The sequence below is a fragment of the Curtobacterium sp. MCPF17_002 genome, assembly GCF_003234115.2.
In the GTDB taxonomy this organism is placed as follows: Bacteria; Actinomycetota; Actinomycetes; order Actinomycetales; family Microbacteriaceae; genus Curtobacterium.
In genome coordinates this window covers 2,894,805-2,915,267 of sequence record NZ_CP126251.1, presented here as the reverse complement: position 1 = coordinate 2,915,267, position 20,463 = coordinate 2,894,805, and the positions used below count along the sequence as shown (strand labels likewise).

Here is a 20,463-nt window from a genome sequence, read left to right as displayed (position 1 = left end):
CGCGCCTCCAGTCCGTCACCTGGTCGCGTCGAGGACGCGCACCGTTCCGTCAGGAACGCAACCAGGCGGTCCCCACACCCGACAGTGCGCCGTCTGCCACCGGCGCGGAGGCGAGCAGCAGCTCGCCGGAGGGGAGGCGGTACGGCTCGTCGCCGAACACCGTGACGCTCGTCCAGCCGTTCGGACGACGGAAGGCGAGCACGTCGTCGCGGCCGGTCTCGAGCCACTCGAGGTGCTCCTCGGACTGCAGCTGCCCGCGGAGCCCGAGCGCCTTCCGGTAGAGGGCGAGCGTCGAGTCCGGGTCGGCGTCCTCGGCCTCGACCGAGTACTCGCCGAACCACGCCGGCTGCGGCAGGTGGGAGCCGCCGGAGCCGAAGCCGAACGACGAACCCGAGCGGGTCCAGGGGAGCGGCACGCGGCAGCCGTCACGGCCGACGTCGACACCCGGGTTCCGGAAGAACGCGGGGTCCTGGCGGTCGGCGTCGGGGATGTCGCCGACCTCCTGCAGGCCGAGCTCCTCGCCCTGGTACAGGTACGCGGAGCCGGGCAGTGCGAGCTCGAGCAGCGTCGCCGCCGTCGCACGACGCAGCCCGAGGTCGCGGTCGAGCGCGTCCTGCGAGCCGCCGGCGAGCAGCCAGGCGCTGCCCTGCTTCTCGGTGGTCGGCGCGTGGTCGGCGTCGCCGCTCCGCGGGGGCAGCGCGTACCGGGTGGCGTGCCGCACCACGTCGTGGTTGGAGAACACCCACGTGGTCGACGAGCCGGACTGCTCGGCGAGGCCGAGGTTGAACTCGATGACCTCGCGGAAGGCGGCGGCGTCGAAGTCGGCCTCGAGGAGGTCGAAGTTGAACGCCTGCCCGAGTCCCTCGGCGCTGGCGTAGCGGGCGCGGCGGTCGGCGGCCACCCACGCCTCGGCGACGGCGGTGCGGGCCGGCGTGTACTCGTCGAAGACCCGGCGCCACTCGGCGTAGATCTCGTGCACGTCGTCACGGTCCCAGAGCGGGTGCGTGCCGTCCTTCGGCATCTCCGAGAGCTCGGCCCAGGTCGGCAGCGTCTCGCCGAGGTCCTTCGCGAGCCCGTGCGCCACGTCGATGCGGAACCCGTCGACGCCGCGGTCCGACCAGAAGCGTAGGGTGCGGAGGAAGTCGTCGCGGACCTCGCGGTTCGCCCAGTTGAGGTCGGGCTGTTCCTTGGCGAAGCTGTGCAGGTACCACTGGCCGTCGCCGGCCGCGGTCCACGCCGGGCCGCCGAAGATCGAGATCCAGTCGGCCGGCGCCTCGCTGCCGTCCGGGCCGGAGCCGTCGCGGAAGACGTAGCGGTCACGGGCGGGGGAGCCCTTCGGGCTGGCCAGGGCCTCGCGGAACCACTCGTGCCGGTCACTGGTGTGGTTCGGGACGATGTCGACGATCACCCGGATGCCGGCGCCGTGCAGCGCCTGGACCATCGCGTCGAAGTCCTCGAGCGTGCCGAGCTTCGGGTCGACGTCGCGGTAGTCGTCGACGTCGTAGCCGCCGTCGGCGAGGGCGGACGGGTAGAAGGGGCTGAGCCAGACGGCCTCGATCCCGAGCGACGCCAGGTACGGCACCCGCTCGGTGACACCGCGGAGGTCGCCGATGCCGTCGCCGTTCGCGTCCGCGAAGGAGCGCGGGTAGATCTGGTAGACGCTCGCCTGGCGCCACCAGGTCTCGTCGCTGTCGGGGCGGGCGGTGCTGGTGGCCGTGGTGGGCGTGGCCGTGGTGGCCGTGGTGGCCGTGGTGGGCGTGGTGGGCGTCTCGACGACGTCGGTCATGGTGGTGGTGGTCCTCTCGGTCGTGGTGGTGTCGGTCACTTGATGGCGCCCTGCGTCACACCGGCCATCACCCATCGCTGGGTGACGAGGTAGACGACGATCGCCGGCGCCATCGCCATCAGGTACGAGGCGAACGACACGTTGTAGTTGTTGCTGAACTGCGTCTGGAACATCTGCTGCAGCACCGGCAGCGTCTGCAGCGCCGGGTTCGAGGTGATGAGCGACGGCATCACGAAGTCGTTCCACGACGCGAGGAACGCGAAGATGCCGACGGTGGCGCTCATCGGTGCGAGGAGCGGGAACACCAGTCGCCAGAACACCTGTCCCGTGCTCGCACCGTCGATGCGCGCACTCTCCTCCAGCTCCGCGGGGATCGACCGCAGGAAGGCCGTGAAGAGCAGGACGCTGAAGGACAGCTGGAACATGACGTGCAGGATCGCGACGCCGATCGGGTTGTCGAGCCCGGCCATCCCGGTGAGCTTCACCTGCGACAGCGCGAGCACCGGGAACGGCAGGAACATCGCCGCGAGCAGGTAGAAGAACGACCAGCGGAACAGCCGGCGGTCCCAGTTCCGGGCGATCGCGTACGCCGTGAACGAGGCGAGCAGGATCGTGCCGACGACGGTGATCGCCGCGACGAACACCGAGACGCCGAACGCCCGCGGGAAGTCCGTGAGCTGCCAGGCCTGCACGAAGCCGTCGACGCTGAACGGCGCCGGCAGCGAGAACGCGTTGCCGTCGACCGACTGCGCGGTCGTCTTGAACGCCATCGTGACGGTGACGTAGAGCGGGACGAGGACGGACAGGGCGCAGAGCACGAGGACGACCGTGACCGGCCAGTTGGAGGTGCCGCGTCCGGGCTTCCGTGCGCCGCCGGACGACCGGTCGGCGTTCACCGAGCGGATGCTGCCGGTCGCGGTGGTCCCCGGTCGCAGGGGTGCTTGCAGGGACATCAGAGTGCTGCCTTCCCGCGGGTGGCCCGCAGCTGGATCACGGCGATGACGACCGCGATGACGAAGAAGATCGTGGCGTTCGCCATCTGGTAGGAGTAGTCGCCGCCGTTGAAGCCCTTGAAGATCGACATCGCGACGCTGGTGGTCGAGGTGCCAGGACCGCCGTCGGTGAGGCCGACGATGATGTCGTAGGAGTTGAGGAAGTTCTTGAACCCGATCACCAGGTTGATGAGGATGTAGCCCGCGGTGAGCGGTGCGGTGATCGAGACGAGCTGCCGCCACGCACTCGCCCCGTCGAGTGCCGCCGCCTCGTACACCTCGCCGGGGATCGACAGGACGCCGGCGATGTAGATGAGGAGCGTCGACGGGATCGCCTGCCACGCGGTGACCACGACGATCGCGATCCACGCCAGGTCCGGGTTCGCCAGGATGCTCTGCTCGAGCGGCGCGAACCCGACCGCGGACGCCAGCGCTGGCAGGCTGTTCGCGAACAGGAACGAGAACACGTACGCGATGACGATGCCGGAGATCACCATCGGCAGGACGAACACGGCGCGGAGGGCGATCTTCCCGCGCACCTTCGACGTGAGCGCGATGGCGAGCAGGAACGCGATCGCGTTCACGACGACGACGGTGACGAGCGAGAACCCGAGTGTGAACAGGTACGCCTGCAGGATCGCGGGGTCGGAGAACACCGCGACGTAGTTCGTCAGGCCGGTGAAGCGGAACTCGCCGAAGCCGACGGAGTTCGTGAAGCTCAGCACGATGCCCATCACCGCGGGGAGCGTGATGGCGAGGGTGAAGAGCACGAGGGTGGGCAGCAGGAACGCGAGGAACAGGGGGTCGAGGCGGCGCTTGCCGCGCCGTGCGCCAGCGCCCTTCCCGGCCTGGAGGCGCGCTGCGGCTCCGCCACGTCGGCGGCGGTCCGCCGTCGTGATGGATTCAGTGGTCGTGGTGGCCATGCGAGGTCTCCTTACGCGGCCGTGCGGAGCGCGAGACGCGCCCAGTCGGCGTCGAGGGTGCGGAGCTGTCGCTGCGCGTCGCCGCCGAAGGCGATCGACTGCGCGTAGTTCGCGACGGGGATCTCGGCGGGGATGAGCTGCGAGGCGCCGAGGTAGAAGGCCGCGTCGTCGTAGTACGACTGCATGCCGGTGAGTGCGGGGTTCGAGGCGGGCGGCGCGTCCTTCCGGACGCCGAAGCCGTTGTTGTCGGCGTTGTACTTGTCGTTCACCTTCGGCTGCATCAGGTACGACAGGAACTCGCGCGCCGCCTCCTGCTTGCGGGACGCCTCCGGGATCCAGAGCGCCAGGTCGACGTTCACCCGCACCTTCCGGTCGGCGGCGTCGTCGGTGACGGGGAGCGGGAACGTGCCGAGGTCCATGTCGGGCGTGGTCTTGGCGATCTCGCCGAGCGCCCACGGCCCCTGCAGGTACATCGCGGCCTTGCCCTGCGCGAACGCGAGGTTGCCGTCGCCGTACCCGCGGCTGGCGGCGCCGTCCTGGTGCCACTGGCGGAGCTGCTCCATCCGGCGCATCGGCGCGGCGAAGTCCTTCTCGAACGACACGGCCGAGCCCTTGCCGACTGACGTGCCCTCGCGCTCGAGTGCCGAGAACGTCCTGGGCACGTCGAGCATGCCGCCGATCGTGTAGTCGAACATGCCCTGCGCGATCGTCCAGTTGTCCTTGAACGTGCCGTAGATCGGCGCGATGCCGGCCGTCGTCAGGCGTTCGCAGACCTCGGCGAACTCGGTCCAGGTGGTCGGGACCTCGATGCCCTGCTTCGCGAAGAGCTGCTTGTCGTAGATGACCGACGCCGCGGTGACCGAGTACGGCAGGGCGCTCTTCCGTCCGGGGTAGTCGGCGGTCTGCTCGAGGAGCGGCCACAGGTCCGGGTTGATGGTGGCGGCCTGCGGCAGGTCGGACAGGTCCGTGAGTGCACCGTGCTCGACGAACGGGGCGACCGAGAAGTTGTAGTTCCAGCACCCGAGGTCCGGCGGACGGTTCCGGACGAAGTTCGCGGACATGCTCGACGTCGAGTCGCGGACGACCCGGATCTTGTCCTGGCTGGCGTGGAACTTCGCGATGACGTCGTCGAAGTACCCGATCACCTCGGGCTTCGAGACGTAGAACGTGATGGTCTCGGGTCGGCTGCTCGAGGAACCCAGCGGGGCACATCCCGCGAGCGCCAGGCTCGCCCCGATGCCGCCCGCCCCGAACAGGAACGAGCGGCGGCTGACCGCGGCGGCGCTCCTGGCGGCTGTTGCGCCCTTGACGATCCCTGTGGCGTGTGGTCGCACGTCGTCTCCGTTCACCCGGACTCGGCGTCTCTGCCGTTCCGGACGCGGGACCAGCTCCGATGCTGCCCGCATGACTAAATGTAGCGAGAAAATCTACTGCCGCAAGCAAGTGTCGTCGCGATAGGGTCACGACATGCCGTCGCACCGTGGAACGAGCGCAGAGACGCTGCTCGAGTACGCCTTCGCCGTGCACGCGTTCACCGCGACCGAGGCGATCGACGCGACCGGCCTGACCCGCTCGACCGTGCTCGGCGCGTGCGAGGAACTCGTCCGTCTCGGGTGGGTCCGCGAACTCGACGACGCCCGCGCCGCCGGGGAGTACCGGATGGGCCGCCCCGCCAGACGCTACGAGCTCGAGACCGACGCCGGGGTCGTCGTCGGGGTGGACGCCGGCCAGCACCGCGTGACCGTGCTCGTCGCCGATCTCCGCGGAGCCGTGCTCGGCCGCGCCGAGGGTGCGCTCGGCGACTCCGGGCTCGACGTGCCCGTCCGGCTCCGGGTCCTCGCCGAGACCGTCACGGCCGCGCTCGCCGACGCCACCGTCGACCCCGCGCGGGTGCTCGTCACGGTCGTCGGCATCCCGGCACCGGTCGACGCCGCCGGGGTCTCGCCGGGGGACGGTGGGTTCTGGGACCGGATGAACCCGGGCTTCGGTGACGCCGTGCCGGGCGGGCGGGTGATCGTCGAGAACGACGCGAACCTCGCCGCGCTCGCCGAACGGCCGTCCTCGGGCGAGGCGTCCTTCGCGGCGCTGCTCTCCGGGGAGCGGTTCGGTGCCGGACTCGTCGTGGACGGCGTCCTGCTCCGCGGTGCCCATGGTGGCGCGGGGGAGATGCGGGTCCTCGAGATCGTCGACGGCGTCGGGTCGTCGGACGGCATCGGTGCGACCGCCCGGACGCTCGTCGTCGAGGCGATGGCCGCCCGCGACGTCGTGCCCGCAGGCGCGCCGGACGGTGCGACCGGTCGCCGGCCCGGCGGGCTGCTCGGGCCGGAGTCCGACGCTCCCGCGGTGTTCGCCGCCGCCCGCGCCGGGGACCCCGTGGCCGTGTCGATCGTGGACCGGCTGGGGGACCGCCTCGCCCGCGTCTGCGTCCTGCTCGCGAGCCTGCTCGACATCGACCGCGTGGTCGTCGCCGGGGCCATCGCCGAGCCGGCCGCCGCGGTGATCGACCGTGCCCGTGCCCTGCTCGACGGCGGGCACTTCGCCCCGGTGCCCGAGATCGTGGCGTCCTCGCTCGGGGCCGACGTCGTCGTGCTCGGCGCCGTGGAGCACGGGGTCGACGCCGTCCGCGCCGACCCGTTGTCGTTCACGGTGCGCCCCGCGTTCGCCTGACGCGCGGGAGCTCACCGCGCGGTTCGCAGCACTCGGTGAGCAGCAATGGTCGGGTCCCGAACCGGAACCCGACCATTGCCGCTCACGAAGGGAGCGCTCGCGACGAGCTACTCCGTGGTGGAGACCCAGTCGATGAGCAGGTTGCCCGACGCACCCCAGTTCCCGGTCTGGAACATGAAGCGGTGCGCCGTGGTCGGGACGTCCTGGGTGACGGTCCGGAGGACCTTGCCGTCGACGCTGTACGTGACGGACTTCCCCGGGTCCCAGTCCACCGTGTAGGTGTGCCAGTCGCGCCACGAGACGCCACTGTCGACCTGGACGCGCTCGGCCTCTTGCCCGGGCGTCATCGAGTGCTGGAACGCCTGCGGGCTCGACTCGAAGTTGCCCTCGGGGAAGTCGATCTCGCCGTCGGACCAGACGTTCGACGTCGGCCACAGCATGAACGCCGCGCCGTTGCCGTCGCCGCCCGTCGCCTTCGCGCGGACGGAGAACGAGCCACCGACGTGGCTCCAGGCCCCGGCGACGGAACCGAACGTGCCGGCCGCACCGGCACCGCCCAGCTGGACGTCCATGACGCCGTCGTGGACGGAGACGGTCTTGCTCGGCTCGTAGATGCCGGACGTGCCGTCGGGGTAGGGCTGCCACGCCTGCGGGTAGAGCGCCGCGACCCGGCCGACCGCGGCCGACACGTCGAAGTCCTCGACGAAGGAGGCGTCCGGCGCGGACGAGGCCGAGTCGTCGGCGGCGGGCGCAGCCGTCGCGTCGGACTCGGGCTCCGGTGCAGAGGTCGGAGCCAGGCTCGGGGTGATCTGCTCGCCGGCCGGTGCGGAGGTCGGCTGGTCCGAGGGAGTCGGGTCAGCAGTGGCCTCGGGAGCGCCGGTCGACGTGTCGGCCGGTGTCTCGCTCGGAGTCTCGGTGGAGGTGGGAGTGGGGGATGCCGTCGGTGCGGGGTTCCGGTGACCGTTCCAGCCCCACCAGGTGTGGGCGGAAGCGGCGGTGGGGACACCGAGGACGAGGGCGCCGGCGGTCGCAGCTGCGAGGACGGCGAGTCGACGGTTCACCGGGTGATCCGGTCGACGGGGGGCGTGGGGGATGATTCGCGCACAGGAGTGCGCGGGGTACGGGTGTCGATGACGGGCTCCTCGGGTGTGGGGCTCGGGATGGCACGGACCCGCGTCCGGCGGTGCTGCCGCCGGGCTTCGGTGACGAGTCCACGAACATCATGCCTCATCTGTGCCCCGTTCGGGGGGTCCCGTCGGAACCCGTTCCGGAACGGTCGACGACCCGAGGAAGGCTCGGCCGATGACCGAGGAAACCTCGCCCGATGACCGAGGAAACCTCGCCCGATGACCGAGGAAACCTCGTCAGCTCCGGGCGATCGGGGTCAGTCGTGCGAGCTGCGTCACGTGCCCCGGTTCGAGCTCGTCGAGGGTCGCGACACCGAGCAACCGCATGGTCCGTTCGATCTGCTCGGAGAGGATCTGGATCATCCGGTCCACCCCGGCTTCACCACCCGCCATCAGCCCGTACAGGTACGCCCGGCCGACCATCGTGAACTTCGCGCCGAGGGCGACCGCGGCCACGATGTCGGCGCCGGACATGATGCCCGTGTCCAGGTGGACCTCGGTGTCCGCACCCACTTCGCGCACGACCGACGGCAGCAGGTGGAACGGGACGGGGGCGCGGTCGAGCTGCCGGCCACCGTGGTTCGACAACGTGATGCCGTCGACGCCCAGGTCGGCCAGGCGCTTCGCGTCCGCCAGGGACTGCACGCCCTTGACGACGACCTTGCCCTTCCACTGGTCACGGATCCACGCCAGGTCCTCGTAGGTGACGGTCGGGTCGAACATGTGGTCGAGGAGCTCACCGACGGTGCCCGACCAGCGGTCGAGCGACGCGAACGCCAGCGGTTCGGTGGTGAGGAAGTCGAACCACCACCACGGCCGGGGGATCGCGTTGACGATGGTCTTCGCACCGAGCTGCGGCGGGATCGAGAACCCGTTCCGCTTGTCGCGCAGGCGGGCTCCGGCGACGGGGACGTCGACCGTGACGAGCAGCGTGTCGAACCCGGCGGCCTCGGCGCGCGAGACGAGCGCCATCGACTTCTCGCGGTCCTTCCACATGTACAACTGGAACCAGTTGCGCCCGTGCGGGTTCGCGTCGCGGACGTCCTCGATGGCGGTGGTGCCCATCGTGGAGAGCGAGAACGGGATGCCGGCGCGACCGGCGGCCCGGGCCCCGGCACGCTCGCCCTCGGTCTGCATCATCCGCGTGAAGCCGGTCGGGGCGATGCCGAACGGGTACGACACGGGCGCGCCCAGCACCGAGCGGGAGGTGTCGACCGTCGAGACGTCGCGGAGGATCGCGGGCGTGAACTCGATGTCCTCGAACGCCTGCCGCGCGCGGGCGAGCGAGATCTCGGCCTCGGCGGCCCCTTCGGTGTAGTCGAACGCGGCCTTCGGGGTCCGGCGTGCGGCGATCTTCCGCAGGTCCCAGATCGTCAGTGCCTGGTCCAGCCGACGGCGCCGGGCGTTGAGGTCCGGCTTCTTGAACTGCATGAGCGGTGCGAGGTCGTGCACGGTCGGCAGCTGCCGCTTCACCCGGACACGCGCGGTGGACGCGGGACCGGTCGAGGCAGCGGGGGCCCCGGTCGCGGGGTCGACGCGGTGCTGGTCGTCGGTCGTGGTCATGCGTGGCTCCTGACGGTGGTTCGATCGGGATCGGCGCGTGACGACGCCGAGGGTGCTGGGGTGTAGCGCACGGGCTCGACGGTCCGTGCGACGGTGCTGCGGAGTGCCTCCAGTGAAGCCCCTCGGAGGCCCGCGAGTCCAGCGGCGCGCGCCTGGACCAGGACGTTGCCGAGCGCGGTCGCCTCGACCGGCCCGGCGAGGACGGGCAGTCCGGTGCGGTCGGCGGTGAGCTGGCAGAGCAGCCGGTTCTGGGAGCCGCCACCCACGATGTGCACGACGCGGATGTCCTTGCCGGTCACGTCGGCGATGGTGCGGAGCGTCGACGCGTACGCCGTCGCGAGCGACTCGAGGATGCTGCGGACGAACTCGGCACGGTTCGCCGGTGCGCTCCGCCCGTGGGCGGTGCACCACGTCGCGATCCGGGACGGCATGTCGCCGGGCGGCGTGAACGACTCGTCCGCGGGGTCGAAGACGGGGACCGGGGCGGTGACGGCCGCGGCGGAGGCGAGCAGCGCCTCCAGGTCGACGTGGTCGCCACCACGCTCCCAGGTGCGGACGCTCTCGGAGAGCAGCCACAGTCCGGACACGTTCTTGAGGAACCGGATCCGTCCGTCGACGCCGCCCTCGTTGGTGCAGTTGGCCTGGCGGGCCGCGTCCGACAGGACCGGCGCGTCGAGCTCGACACCGACCAACGACCACGTGCCGGAGGAGATGTACGCGAAGTCCGGGTCCGTCGCGGGGACCGCGACGACGGCGGACGCCGTGTCGTGCGAGCCGACGAGGGTGACGGGCGCCTGCCCTCCGACGACGTCGGCGACGGACGGCAGCAGGGGGCCGAGTCGGTCGCCCGGGTCGCGCAGCGTGGGCAGCAACCCGGCCTGGAGGCCCGCAGCAGTCCGCAACGCCGGGTCCCACCCGCGGGTGGTCGCGTTCACGAGCCCCGTGGTCGACGCGTTCGTGCGCTCGGCCGCCTCGACACCGGTGAGCCAGTAGCCGAGCAGGTCGGGGACGAGCAGGGCCCGCTGGGCGAGGGGCAGGGACGGGTCGGCGGCGAACTGGAACACGGTGTTGAAGGGCAGGTGCTGCAGGCCGTTCCGGGCGTACAGCGCGGCCGCGTCGATGCGCTCGTGCACCGGTGCGACGCCCCGCTCGTGCCGCTCGTCGCGGTAGTGGGCGGGCAGCCCGAGCAGGCGGCCCTCGCGGAGGAGTCCGTAGTCGACCGCCCATGAGTCGATGCCGATGCTCGCGATGTCCGGGTGGCGTCCGAAGGCGTCGCGGAGGCCGGCCGTCACCTGGCGGTACAGCTCGACGACGTCCCAGTGCAGGGCGTCCCGACCGCCGTGTGCGTCGCCTTCGTGCAGGGTCACCGGGCCGTTCGGGAACCGCGCGACGTGCTCCATCCGGACGCCGTCGGTGTCGACGTGGCCGACGATCACGCGGCCGCTGGTGGCACCGAGGTCGACGGCGGCCACGCTGCCGGTGCTGTTGCTCGTCACGGGACTGACCGCGCTACCGGAGGAAGGCCGCGGCGACGCCCGCGTCCACCGGCACGTGCAGACCGGTCGTGTGCGAGAAGTCGTCCGTGCAGATCGCGAAGACCGCGTTCGCGACGTTCTCCGGCACGACCTCGCGCTTCAGGATCGTCCGCTGGGCGTAGAACTTGCCGAGGTCCTGCTCCTCGATGCCGTACGTCTTCGCCCGGTTCGCGCCCCAGCCGGAGGCGAAGATGCCCGAGCCGCGCACGACCCCGTCGGGGTTGATGCCGTTGACGCGGACGCCGTACTCGCCGAGCTCGGCCGCGAGGAGCCGCACCTGGTGCGCCTGGTCGGCCTTCGTGGCGGAGTAGGCGATGTTGTTCGGACCCGCGAACACCGAGTTCTTCGACGAGATGTAGACGATGTCGCCGCCGAGGCCCTGCTCGATGAGGACCTTCGCCGCCGCCTTCGACACCAGGAACGAGCCCTTCGCCATGACGTCGTGCTGCAGGTCCCAGTCCTGCTCGGTGGTCTCGAGCAGGCTCTTGGACAGCGACAGCCCGGCGTTGTTCACGACGAGGTCGAGGCCGCCGAAGTGCAGCAGCGTCTGCTGGATCGCGTGCTCGATGGCGGCGGCGTCCGTCACGTTGGCGGCGACGCCGATGGCCTGGTCCGGGCCGCCGATCTCGGATGCGGCGGCGGTGGCCTTGTCGACGTCGAGGTCCGCGATGACGACCGCGGCACCTTCGGACGCCAGGCGCTTGGCGATCGCCTTGCCGATGCCGGACGCGGCCCCCGTCACGAGGGCGATCCGGGTCGCGAGGCGCTTCGGGGCGGGCATCCGCTGGAGCTTCGCCTCCTCGAGGGCCCAGTACTCGATCCGGAACTTCTCGGCCTCGTCGATCGGGGCGTAGGTGCTCAGGGACTCGGCGCCGCGCATCACGTTGATCGCGTTGACGTAGAACTCGCCGGCGACGCGGGCGGTCTGGGCGTCCTTGCCGTACGAGAACATCCCGACGCCGGGGACGAGCACGATGAGCGGGTCGGCGCCGCGGATCGCGGGGGACTCCGGCGCCCGGTGCCGGTCGTAGTACGCCTGGTAGTCGGCGCGGTACTCCTCGTGGAGGGCCTTCAGTCGGTCGATCTGCTCGTCGACGCTCGCCGTGACGGGCAGGTCGAGGACGAGCGGCTTCACCTTCGTGCGGAGGAAGTGGTCCGGGCAGCTCGTGCCCAGGGCGGTGAGTTCCGGCGCGCGGGACGACGCCAGGAAGTCGAGCACGACGTCGCTGTCCGTGAACCGCCCGACGACGGGCTTGTCGTGGCCGGCGATGCCGCGGATCGTCGGGGCGAGGGCCGCAGCGCGTGCACGTCGCTCGTCGGTCGGCAGCGCCTCGAAGCCCGCCCGCGTCCCGCCGAAGGGGTCGGCGGCGCCGTTCTCCTGGATGTACTGCTCGGCGGTGTCGATGATCCAGCGGGAGTTGCGTTGCGCCTCGTCGCTCGTGTCCCCCCACGCGGTGATGCCGTGGCCGCCGAGGATCGTGCCGATCGCCTGCGGGTGGTCACGCTTGACCGCCGCGATGTCGAGGCCGAGCTGGAACCCCGGTCGGCGCCAGGGGACCCACACCACCTTGTCGCCGAAGATGCGTTCCGTCAGCGCCGGGCCGTCCGCCGCCGTGGCGATCGCGATGCCGGCGTCCGGGTGCAGGTGGTCCACGTGCGCGGCGTCGACGAGCGCGTGCATCGCCGTGTCGATCGACGGGGCGGCGCCGCCCTTGCCGTGCAGGGTGTAGTCGAACGCGGCGACCATCTCGTCCTCGCGCTCGACCCCTTCGTAGACGTCCTGGAGTGCCCGGACCCGGTCGACGCGCAGGACCGCGAGCCCCGCCGGGGTCAGGGTGCCGAGGTCGCCCCCGGAGCCCTTCACCCAGAGCAGCTCCACCGGTTCGCCCGTGACCGGGTCGGTGTCGGTGCCCTTCGCGGAGGTGTTCCCGCCCGCGTAGTTCGTGATCCGCGGATCCGAGCCGAGCGCGTTCGAACGTGCGATGAGTGCACTGATCGTCTCGTCTGCATCCGTGAGCGGCGTTGCGGGCATGGTCCGGGCCTCCAGTCCTGTGCTTGTCATGTGTCTACGCGCCCCAGCCGGCCTGGACGCCGCCGACGCGGTCCTCGGCGATCGTGCGCTGGTAGCCCGACTCGAGGTAGGCGCGCATCGGGTTCGCCGGCAGCCCACGGGACTCGCGCCAGGCGGCGAGGTCGGCGCGGACGTCGGTCTGGTACGCGTCCATGAAGATCTCGTTCGCGCCGAGGACGTCGTGCGCCTCCTGTGCGGCGGTGAGCGCCACGCGGTCGAGGAGCAGTGCTCGGGCCGTCATCTCCTGCACGTTGAGCACGGAGCGGATCTGCCCGGGGATCTTGTCCTCGATGTTGTGGCACTGGTCGAGCATGAACGCGACGTCGGGGTTGTCGTAGCCGCCGCCGCGGATGACCTCGACCAGGATGCGGAACAGCTGGAACGGGTCCGCCGCACCCACGATGAGGTCGTCGTCGGCGTAGAAGCGCGAGTTGAAGTCGAAGCTGCCGAGCTTGCCCAGACGCAGGAGCTGCATCACGATGAACTCGATGTTCGTGCCGGGGGCGTGGTGCCCGGTGTCGAGGCAGACCATCGCCTTGTCGCCGAGTGCGCTCGTCTGCACGTAGCTCGTGCCCCAGTCGGGGACGTCGGTGTGGTAGAACGACGGCTCGAAGAACTTGTACTCGAGCACCAGGCGCTGGTCCGCACCGAGGCGGTCGTAGATCGTCGAGAGCGAGTCGTGCAGGCGGTCCTGGCGGGAGCGCATGTCCTCTTGCCCGGGGTAGTTCGAGCCCTCGGCGAGCCAGATCTTGAGGTCGCGGCTGCCGGTGGCGTCCATCACGTCGATGCAGCGCAGGTGGTGGTCGATCGCCTTCTGCCGGATCGTCTCGTCGACGTGGGTCAGGGCGCCGAACTTGAAGTCGTCGTCCTGGAACGTGTTCGAGTTCACGGTGCCGAGGGAGACGCCGTGCTCCTGGGCGTGCCGGCGGAGGTCGGCGAAGTCGTCCACGAGGTCCCACGGGATGTGCAGCGCCACGGTCGGCGCGAGGCCGGTGAACTCGTGCACCTTCGCGGCGTCGGCGATCTTCTCGTAGGGGTCGCGCGGCGTGCCCGGCGTGCTGAACACCTTGAAGCGGGTGCCGGAGTTGCCGAAGGCCCAGCTGGGCAGCTCGATCTGCTGTCGAGCCAGCTGGTCGGCGATGCCGGCGAAGGTCGGTGTCGATGTCATCGTGTCACTTCCTCGTGTGCGATTGAATCGTTTCATACGGTACGCGCTGCGCGCTGTCCGCGCAAGCGGGGTGGTGCGTGTGTCGTGTGGGTGGTGCGTGTGTGGTGCGTGTGTGTCGTCGTCAGCGGGTGGGTTGTCGGGTTGCACCCCGCTGCGAACATCGCGCCCCGGTGTGCGGGGGCGCGACGTTCGTGCGGGGGTGCAACCCGTGCGCGACGTCCGGCGCGGGGAAGGCGGGCGCCGGGCGCGGACGCGACACCCGCGCCCGCCCCGCGGCCGCCGCTACGCCGCGGGGACCGCAGCCGGCGCGCGGAGCTCGTGCGTGCCTCCCGACAGCTGCTGCTCGGCGAGACCGGGCAGCCGCACGACGGCGGTGACGCCATCGGGTACCGACGCGTGCACGACGAGTTCGCCGTCGACGAGCTCCCACCGCACGGCCACGTGTCCGTGCACCGTGTCGAGCGAGGTCGACGCCCACGTCAGGCCACCGCCCGGCTGCGGCGCGATGAGCACCTGCTCGTACCCGGGGGTCAGCGGCGCGAGACCACCCACCACCCTGTGCATCCAGTCCGCCACGGCACCGAGCGCGTAGTGGTTGAACGAGGTCATCTCACCCGGGTTGATGGTGCCGTCCGGCAGCATCGAGTCCCAGCGCTCCCACACGGTCGTCGCGCCCATCGTCACCGGGTACAGCCACGAGGGGCACTCGGTCTGCAGCAGCAACTCGTACGCGTCCGACAGGTGGCCGGTCTGCGTCAGCGCGTCCGTGATGAACGGCGTCCCCGCGAAGCCCGTCGAGATCCGGTACCCGGACTGCGCGGCCAGCTCGGCGAGACGGTCGCCCGCCTTCGCCTCCTCCTCGGCGTCGAGGATCTCGAACACGATCGCGAGCGTGTACACGGTGGTCGCGTCCGACAGGATCCGGCCGTCGTCCAGCAGGTAGTGGGTCCGGAACCCGGCCTGGAGGCGCGCGGCGAGTTCCCGGAACTCGGCCGCCTCCGTCTCGTGGCCGCCCAGGAGCTCCGCCGCCTCCGCCACGATCGTCGCGGACCGGAAGGCGCAGATCGTCGCGACGACGCCCTTGTCGGCCTTCGCGTCCGCGGGTGCCTCCGGCGGGGCGTCGGGGTCGAGCCAGTCACCGAACTGGAACACCGTGTCCCAGAGGTCCTCCGGGGACAGGTGGTCGCGGATCCGGCGGAGGTGCGCGGCCATCGAGTCGAACTGCTCCTCGAGGACGGCGGTGTCGCCGTACGCCTGGTACAGCGTCCACGGGACCCAGACACCGGCGTCCGACCAGATGGCGGTGGCGTCGGGCTTGCCGAAGTCCTCGGCGGGGGAGTACTTCAGCACGTCGGGGACCACGAACGGGATGACGCCGTCGGCGTGCTGCTGCTCGAGCCACACGTCACGGAGCCAGTCGCCGAGGAACGTCCTCGTGTCGAACAGGTACGACGCCGTCGGGGCGAACGCGGCGATGTCGCCCGTCCAGCCGAGGCGTTCGTCGCGCTGCGGGCAGTCCGTCGGGACGCTGAGGAAGTTGCCCTGCATGCCCCGGATGACGTTGTCGTGGAAGGTGTTGAGCAGGTCGTGGCTCGACGCGAACGTACCCGTCCGGGTGAGGTCGGAGCCGACCTGCACGGCGGTGATCGCCGTGCGGAGTTCGTCGGGGGTGCCGAGCCAGCCGTCGACCTGCGCGTAGCGGAAGCCGTGGAAGGTGAAGCGGGGTTCGAACGTGTCGGGTCCGTCGCCGCCGCTCAGGGTGAAGTGGTCCGTCGCCTTCGCGGTGCGCAAGGGGCGCGTGCCGAGCTCGTCGTGCTCGAGGACCTCGGCGTGCTTGAGTGTCAGCACGGTGCCGGCCGGACCGGACGCGACGACGCGGAGCCAGCCGACCAGGTTCACGCCGAAGTCGATGAGCGTCGCACCCGAGGGGCTCGTCCAGACCTCGACGGGCGCGATCTCGGCGAGGGGCCGGACCGGCGGCACCGTGTCCGCGACGAGTGCGCGCTCGCCGATGTCGACGGTGTGCACGGTGCTCGTGCGGCCCTCGTGTCCGTCGACGCTCGGCGTGGTCACGGGTCCCGGCGTCAGGAACGACCCGTCGCGGAGCCGCGCGTCGATGTCCTCACCGTCGTACAGCTGGTCGGCGGTGATCGCACTCGACAGGGCCTGCCACGCCGAGTCCGTCACGACGCGCTGCTCGTGGCCGTCCGCGAACGTGATGCGGAGCTCGGCGAACCCGGCCCGCTCGTCCGTGTACCAGCCGCCACCGCCGCCCCAGGCGAGCCGACCGGCGGCCCACCCGTTGCCGACGACGAGCGCGAGGACCGCGGCCCCGCCGGGCTCGGTGCCGGCCAGGTGCGACGTCACGTCGTGCGAGGCGACGCGGATGCGCCACTCGTAGCTCGTCCACCCCGGTTCGAGCAGGTGGTCGGAGACACGCTGTGCGCCGAGCCAGCCCTCGACGACGCCGAGCGCGCTGAGGTCGAGGGTCGCACTCGTGACCGGGCCGTGGCCGTCGTCGAGGGTGAACTCCCGGCGCAGGATCGGTGCGCTCCCGAGGTCGTCGTCGCTCGCGATGAACGATGCGGTCCAGGTGGTCATGTGGTGTGGTCCTTTCACGCGACCGGTCGTCGTCGACCGGAGCAGGGATCGTGGACCGGGCCGCCCTGCGGGGGCGGGGTGACCCGGCGGAGGCGAGCCGCGCCTCCAGGAAGGTGGTCGGGCGTCAGCCCTTGACGGCGCCGCTGGTCATGCCGGCGACGATCTGACGGTTGAAGAAGATGTAGAGGATGAGCGGCGGGATCGTGATGAGCAGCACGTCCGTGAACAGCAGGTTGAGCTGACTGACGGACTGGCTCTGGAACGAGTACAGCGTCTGCTGGACGGTCGCGTTCTCGGACCCGGGCAGGAAGTACAACGGGTTCGTGAAGTCGTTGAAGACCGTCACCGACTGCACCAGCACCACCGTGATGATCACCGGCTTGAGGAGCGGCAGGACCACGCCGAAGAACAGGCGGATCGGACCGGCACCGTCGAGCACCGCTGCCTCGTCGAGCTCCTTCGGGATCGTCGCCACGAACGCCCGGAAGAGCAGGATGCAGAACGACAGGCCGAACGTGGCCTCGATGAGGATCATCCCGCCCATCGTCTTGAACAGGTTGAGGCCCTGCAGCACCCAGATCGTCGGCACGATCGCCGGCGGCACGATGAGGCCCGCGAGGACGAAGAAGTTGATCAGGCCGTTCCACTTGCTCGGCCGCCGTTGCAGGACGTAGCCGACCATCGCCGAGAACACCACCATGATGATGACGCTCCCCACGGTGAGGACGGCGCTGTTCACGAACGACCGGAGGATCCCGCCGTCGCCAGTCTGCATCACCGCGACGAGGTTCTGCCACAGCTGCCACTGGGCCGGCAGGGTGAAGCCGAGCTGGTTCGCCTCGGCCGGGGACTTCGCCGCCTGCAGCAGGACGAAGAGGAACGGCACCAGGAACACGACGAAGCTGACGACGATGGCGATCGCGCCGATGATCCACTTGCGGGTGGTCTGCCGGCGGCGGCCGTGGGGGGCGGGGGCCGGCGCGCGGCCGGCGGCCCGTCGGGGGCTGGTGATCGCGGTCACAGGTCCGCCTCCTTGCGGTTGATGCGCGGTGTGCTCACAGGTCCGCCTCCTTGCGGTTGATGAGCCAGGAGATCGGGACCATGATCGCCGTCACGACGATGAACAACACGACGTTGCCCGCGGTCGACAGCCCGTAGAACCCGGCCTGGTACTGCTTGTAGATCACACTCGCGATGACGTCACTGGTGAAGCCCGGCCCGCCGCCGGTCATCGCCCAGATGAGGTCGAACGACCGCAGACCGCCGATGAGCGACAGGATGATGACCGTCCCCATCGCCGGACGGGACAGCGGCAGCGTGATGTTCCGGAAGATCGACCACGCGCTCGCGCCGTCGACCCGGGCCGCCTCGAAGTACTCCTGCGGGATCGCCACGATGCCGGCGATGAAGATGAGCGTCGCGATGCCGACGCCCTTCCAGACGTCCACCGCGGCGACGCTCCAGAGGGCGAGGGCCGGGTCGGTCAGCCACCCCGGCGTGGGGAGGCCCATTCCTCCCAGCACCGAGTTGATGATCCCGTGGAACGGGTCCATCAGCGCCTTGAACGTGATGCCGATGCCGATGGTCGACACCAGCACGGGGAAGAACACCACCGCTCGGAGGTACCCGCGCCCGAGCACGGGGCTCGTGAGGAGCAGGGCGAGGGCGAGTCCGATGACCACCTTCGCCGCGCTCGTCACGAACCCGTACTCGAACGTGTGCACGAACCCGGAGACGAGCTGCGGGTCCTGGAAGAACCGGACGAAGTTGTCGAAACCGATGAAGGTCTGGTCGAACAGCGTCCAGCGGGTGAGCGAGAAGTAGAACCCCGCGAAGGTCGGGACCGCGAAGAACACGACGTAGAGCGCGATCGCCGGGATGAAGAACCACGCCGGGTAGTACGAGCGCATGCGCTTCCGTGCGGGCCCGGGGCCGGCCTTGGTGGTCTGCGGCGGAGCAACCGCCGTCGTGAGGGTCGCGGTCACCGGATCACCAGCCCTTGATGCCGAGCTGCTGCGCCTGCTGCACGACGTCCTGGTCGTACTGCTTGGCACCGACTGCGGCCGTCGAGATCCCGGAGCCGACCTGCACGCAGATCTTCTCGAGGTTCGGGCCCTTGATGGGGGAGAGGAACTCGAGCGCCGGCGATGCCTTGCCGTCGTCGAGGTACTTCTGCAGGTCGCCGATCATCGTCGGAACGCTGTCCGGCAGGGAGCACGTCGAGATGACGTACGGGCCACCGGGGGTCCCGGTGTCGTTCTGCACCTTGCAGCCCTCGGTCGAGTTCGCGAACGTGATGAACTTCTTCGCGGCCGCGAGCTTGTCGCCCGTCGACGTCTTCGGGATGTAGAGGCCGTTCGGCTCCCAGATCGTCAGGTTCGTGTCGTCCGCGTCCTCGGCCGGCAGGGCGAAGGCGCCGATGTCGTTCACGGCGTCCGGGCTGTCCTGCTGGAGGGTCGAGATCGCGTTCGTCAGCATCGGGTACTGCGCCCCGGTGCCGTCGGCGAGCATCTTCAGGCCGTTCGCCTGCGTGGCGGACGCGAAGTCCTTGTTCACGAGGCCCTTGTCCTGTACCTCGGCGAGGTGGTCGAACCCGGCGAGGGCCGGGTCCTTCGCGTAGGACTCCTTGTTCTTCGTGTACTGCGTGGCCCAGTTCTTCTGCTGCGCCGTGATGTTCGCGAAGTCACCGAGGACGAACAGCTGGCTGGTCCAGGTGTCGCCGTAGGTCTGGATGATCGGGTCGACTCCGGAGGCCTTGATCTTCTCGCTGTTGCTGATGAAGTCGGTCCAGGTGGTGGGGACGCTCAGCCCGAGCTTCTCGTAGACCTTCTTGTTGTACATGACGCCGCCGCCGAAGCTGGTGCCGAACGGGGCGCCGTACATGCCCTTGTCGGTGCTGACGACCTTCGTGAACTGGGGGTCCACGTCCTTCGCCCACTTCTGGTCGGTGAGGTCGACGAGGGTGTTGTCCGGGTTGAGGGCCTGCATGAGCGAGCCCGAGTTGTAGTTGAACACGTCGGCCATCTCGCCGGTCGACAGCTGGGTCTTCACCAGGTTGTCGCCGTCGGTGCCCTGGGGGCGGGTGTCGAACTTGACCGTGATGTCCGGGTTGGCCTTCTCGAACGCGGCGATGAGCGGCTTGGCGGTCGCGGCCGTGGCGGCCGAGTTGTCGGCCTGGTAGGTGATCTGCACCTTGCCGCCGCCGCTGCCGGTGTCGGCGGAGCCGCCCGACGAACACGCGGCCAGACTGCCGATGAGGACCGTGGCGCCGCCGATGGCGAGCAACCTGGTGGTCAGGGAGCGAGCTGACATTCCTTACCTCCTCGTAAGGCCCGGGGCGGGGTACCCCGGGGTGAAACGGACCCGGATCCCGCTCCGCTGCGGGGCTCCGGTGCTGCTGTTTAGAACGTTTCAATCGGAATGGAACCACGCCGATTGAAGCGTGTCAATCGCCAGTCCGGATTCGTTACGCAAGTGCGTGCTCGCGCACACTCGTGGTGCGGCGGCGTGGCGTTCGGCGTGTCGCGGGCTGGCTCGCTGCGCGCGGCGCGGCGGCGGGATTTCGTGTCGGCCGACACATTTCGTCCGGCGCGACCCGTGAACTGTCGCCCAGCCCGTGGAGTCGCGCCGCGTCGTTGCCGGCGCCGGCGGCGGCTGCGCCGGCGGCTGCGGGCGGCCGTCCGGCCGTCCGGCCGTCCGGCCGTCCGGCCGTCCGCCGAGACTTGGGCCGGCGGACAGAATGCGGGTCCCACTGGCCCGAAACTGTCCGCCCAGCCGAGTCTCGGGCCGCGCCCGCGCGCCGCGGTGGCGAGTTTTCGCGCCAGGCGACAGGTTTCGGGGGCGAGGACCCGTGAACTGTCGCCCAGCCCGTGGAGTCGCGCCGCGTCGTCGCCGGCGGGTGCCGGGCGGCGGGCGGCGCCGGCCGTCCGCCGAGACTCGGGCCGGCGGACAGAATGCGGGTCCCACTGGCTCGAAACTGTCCGCCCAGCCGAGACTCGGGCCGCCCGCGCGCCGCGGTGGCGAGTTTTCG

Annotated in this window: 14 protein-coding genes; 1 reads left to right on the top strand and 13 read right to left on the bottom strand. The window is 70.4% G+C overall.

The genetic code is table 11. From position 1 onward, the window contains the following. Positions 1–49 precede the first annotated feature (49 nt). From DEJ28_RS13560 to DEJ28_RS13545, 4 genes are read right to left on the bottom strand one after another with little or no spacing between them, the layout of a single operon-like run. Positions 50–1,786 (bottom strand): glycoside hydrolase family 13 protein, encoded by a 1,737-nt coding sequence (locus DEJ28_RS13560; RefSeq protein WP_111115226.1) that lies wholly within the window; start codon positions 1,784–1,786, stop codon positions 50–52. 35 nt (positions 1,787–1,821) lie between these two features. Continuing rightward, positions 1,822–2,739 carry a carbohydrate ABC transporter permease gene (locus DEJ28_RS13555; RefSeq protein WP_111115116.1) on the bottom strand — a complete coding sequence of 306 codons (918 nt, stop codon included), beginning with the start codon at positions 2,737–2,739 and terminating at the stop codon, positions 1,822–1,824. Next, complete coding sequence (locus DEJ28_RS13550; protein WP_111115117.1) at positions 2,739–3,701, bottom strand: carbohydrate ABC transporter permease; 963 nt, start codon at positions 3,699–3,701, stop codon at positions 2,739–2,741. The genes DEJ28_RS13555 and DEJ28_RS13550 overlap by 1 nt, the downstream gene beginning before the upstream one ends. Before the next feature lie 11 nt (positions 3,702–3,712). Continuing rightward, on the bottom strand, positions 3,713–5,035 hold the full coding sequence (locus DEJ28_RS13545) for an ABC transporter substrate-binding protein (protein ID WP_258368005.1): 1,323 nt from the start codon (positions 5,033–5,035) through the stop codon (positions 3,713–3,715). 133 nt (positions 5,036–5,168) lie between these two features. Between DEJ28_RS13545 and DEJ28_RS13540 the strand changes: the two genes are divergently transcribed. Beyond that, positions 5,169–6,368, top strand: coding sequence for an ROK family protein (locus DEJ28_RS13540; RefSeq protein ID WP_111115119.1), 1,200 nt, complete (start codon positions 5,169–5,171; stop codon positions 6,366–6,368). A gap of 107 nt (positions 6,369–6,475) precedes the next feature. On the opposite strand, the gene DEJ28_RS13535 is transcribed toward DEJ28_RS13540, so the two are convergent. From DEJ28_RS13535 to DEJ28_RS13495, 9 genes are all read right to left on the bottom strand, one after another. Continuing rightward, the gene (locus DEJ28_RS13535) at positions 6,476–7,429 is read right to left on the bottom strand and encodes a glycoside hydrolase family 16 protein (protein WP_258368006.1); all 954 of its coding nucleotides are present in this window, start codon (positions 7,427–7,429) and stop codon (positions 6,476–6,478) included. A 303-nt stretch (positions 7,430–7,732) separates the two neighbouring features. Beyond that, the gene (locus tag DEJ28_RS13530) at positions 7,733–8,926 is read right to left on the bottom strand and encodes an alpha-hydroxy acid oxidase (protein WP_111115228.1); all 1,194 of its coding nucleotides are present in this window, start codon (positions 8,924–8,926) and stop codon (positions 7,733–7,735) included. A 128-nt stretch (positions 8,927–9,054) separates the two neighbouring features. Next, complete coding sequence (locus DEJ28_RS13525) at positions 9,055–10,554, bottom strand: rhamnulokinase (protein ID WP_111115120.1); 1,500 nt, start codon at positions 10,552–10,554, stop codon at positions 9,055–9,057. Positions 10,555–10,567: 13 nt separating this feature from the next. Next, entirely contained in the window at positions 10,568–12,625 is a 2,058-nt protein-coding gene (locus DEJ28_RS13520) for a bifunctional aldolase/short-chain dehydrogenase (RefSeq protein WP_111115121.1), read from the bottom strand. A 34-nt stretch (positions 12,626–12,659) separates the two neighbouring features. Further along, positions 12,660–13,832, bottom strand: a complete 1,173-nt coding sequence (gene rhaI / locus DEJ28_RS13515; protein WP_111115122.1) for an L-rhamnose isomerase — start codon at positions 13,830–13,832, stop codon at positions 12,660–12,662. 282 nt (positions 13,833–14,114) lie between these two features. Next, the gene (locus DEJ28_RS13510) at positions 14,115–16,433 is read right to left on the bottom strand and encodes an alpha-L-rhamnosidase (RefSeq protein WP_111115123.1); all 2,319 of its coding nucleotides are present in this window, start codon (positions 16,431–16,433) and stop codon (positions 14,115–14,117) included. 124 nt (positions 16,434–16,557) lie between these two features. Beyond that, a complete protein-coding gene (locus DEJ28_RS13505; protein ID WP_111115229.1) occupies positions 16,558–17,445 on the bottom strand; it encodes a carbohydrate ABC transporter permease in 888 nt (295 codons plus the stop codon). 43 nt (positions 17,446–17,488) lie between these two features. Then, entirely contained in the window at positions 17,489–18,343 is an 855-nt protein-coding gene (locus DEJ28_RS13500; RefSeq protein WP_111115230.1) for a carbohydrate ABC transporter permease, read from the bottom strand. A gap of 79 nt (positions 18,344–18,422) precedes the next feature. After that, positions 18,423–19,745, bottom strand: coding sequence for an ABC transporter substrate-binding protein (locus DEJ28_RS13495; protein ID WP_111115124.1), 1,323 nt, complete (start codon positions 19,743–19,745; stop codon positions 18,423–18,425). Positions 19,746–20,463: the final 718 nt, after the last annotated feature.

Coding starts and splice junctions, on each gene's coding strand:
- DEJ28_RS13520 (WP_111115121.1), bottom strand. CDS start 12,625: ATGCCCGCAACGCCGCTCACGGATGCAGACGAGACGATCAGTGCACTC.
- DEJ28_RS13540 (WP_111115119.1), top strand. CDS start 5,169: ATGCCGTCGCACCGTGGAACGAGCGCAGAGACGCTGCTCGAGTACGCC.
- DEJ28_RS13510 (WP_111115123.1), bottom strand. CDS start 16,433: ATGACCACCTGGACCGCATCGTTCATCGCGAGCGACGACGACCTCGGG.
- DEJ28_RS13555 (WP_111115116.1), bottom strand. CDS start 2,739: ATGTCCCTGCAAGCACCCCTGCGACCGGGGACCACCGCGACCGGCAGC.
- DEJ28_RS13500 (WP_111115230.1), bottom strand. CDS start 18,343: ATGCGCTCGTACTACCCGGCGTGGTTCTTCATCCCGGCGATCGCGCTC.
- DEJ28_RS13530 (WP_111115228.1), bottom strand. CDS start 8,926: ATGCAGTTCAAGAAGCCGGACCTCAACGCCCGGCGCCGTCGGCTGGAC.
- DEJ28_RS13495 (WP_111115124.1), bottom strand. CDS start 19,745: ATGTCAGCTCGCTCCCTGACCACCAGGTTGCTCGCCATCGGCGGCGCC.
- DEJ28_RS13560 (WP_111115226.1), bottom strand. CDS start 1,786: ATGACCGACGTCGTCGAGACGCCCACCACGCCCACCACGGCCACCACG.
- rhaI (WP_111115122.1), bottom strand. CDS start 13,832: ATGACATCGACACCGACCTTCGCCGGCATCGCCGACCAGCTGGCTCGA.
- DEJ28_RS13550 (WP_111115117.1), bottom strand. CDS start 3,701: ATGGCCACCACGACCACTGAATCCATCACGACGGCGGACCGCCGCCGA.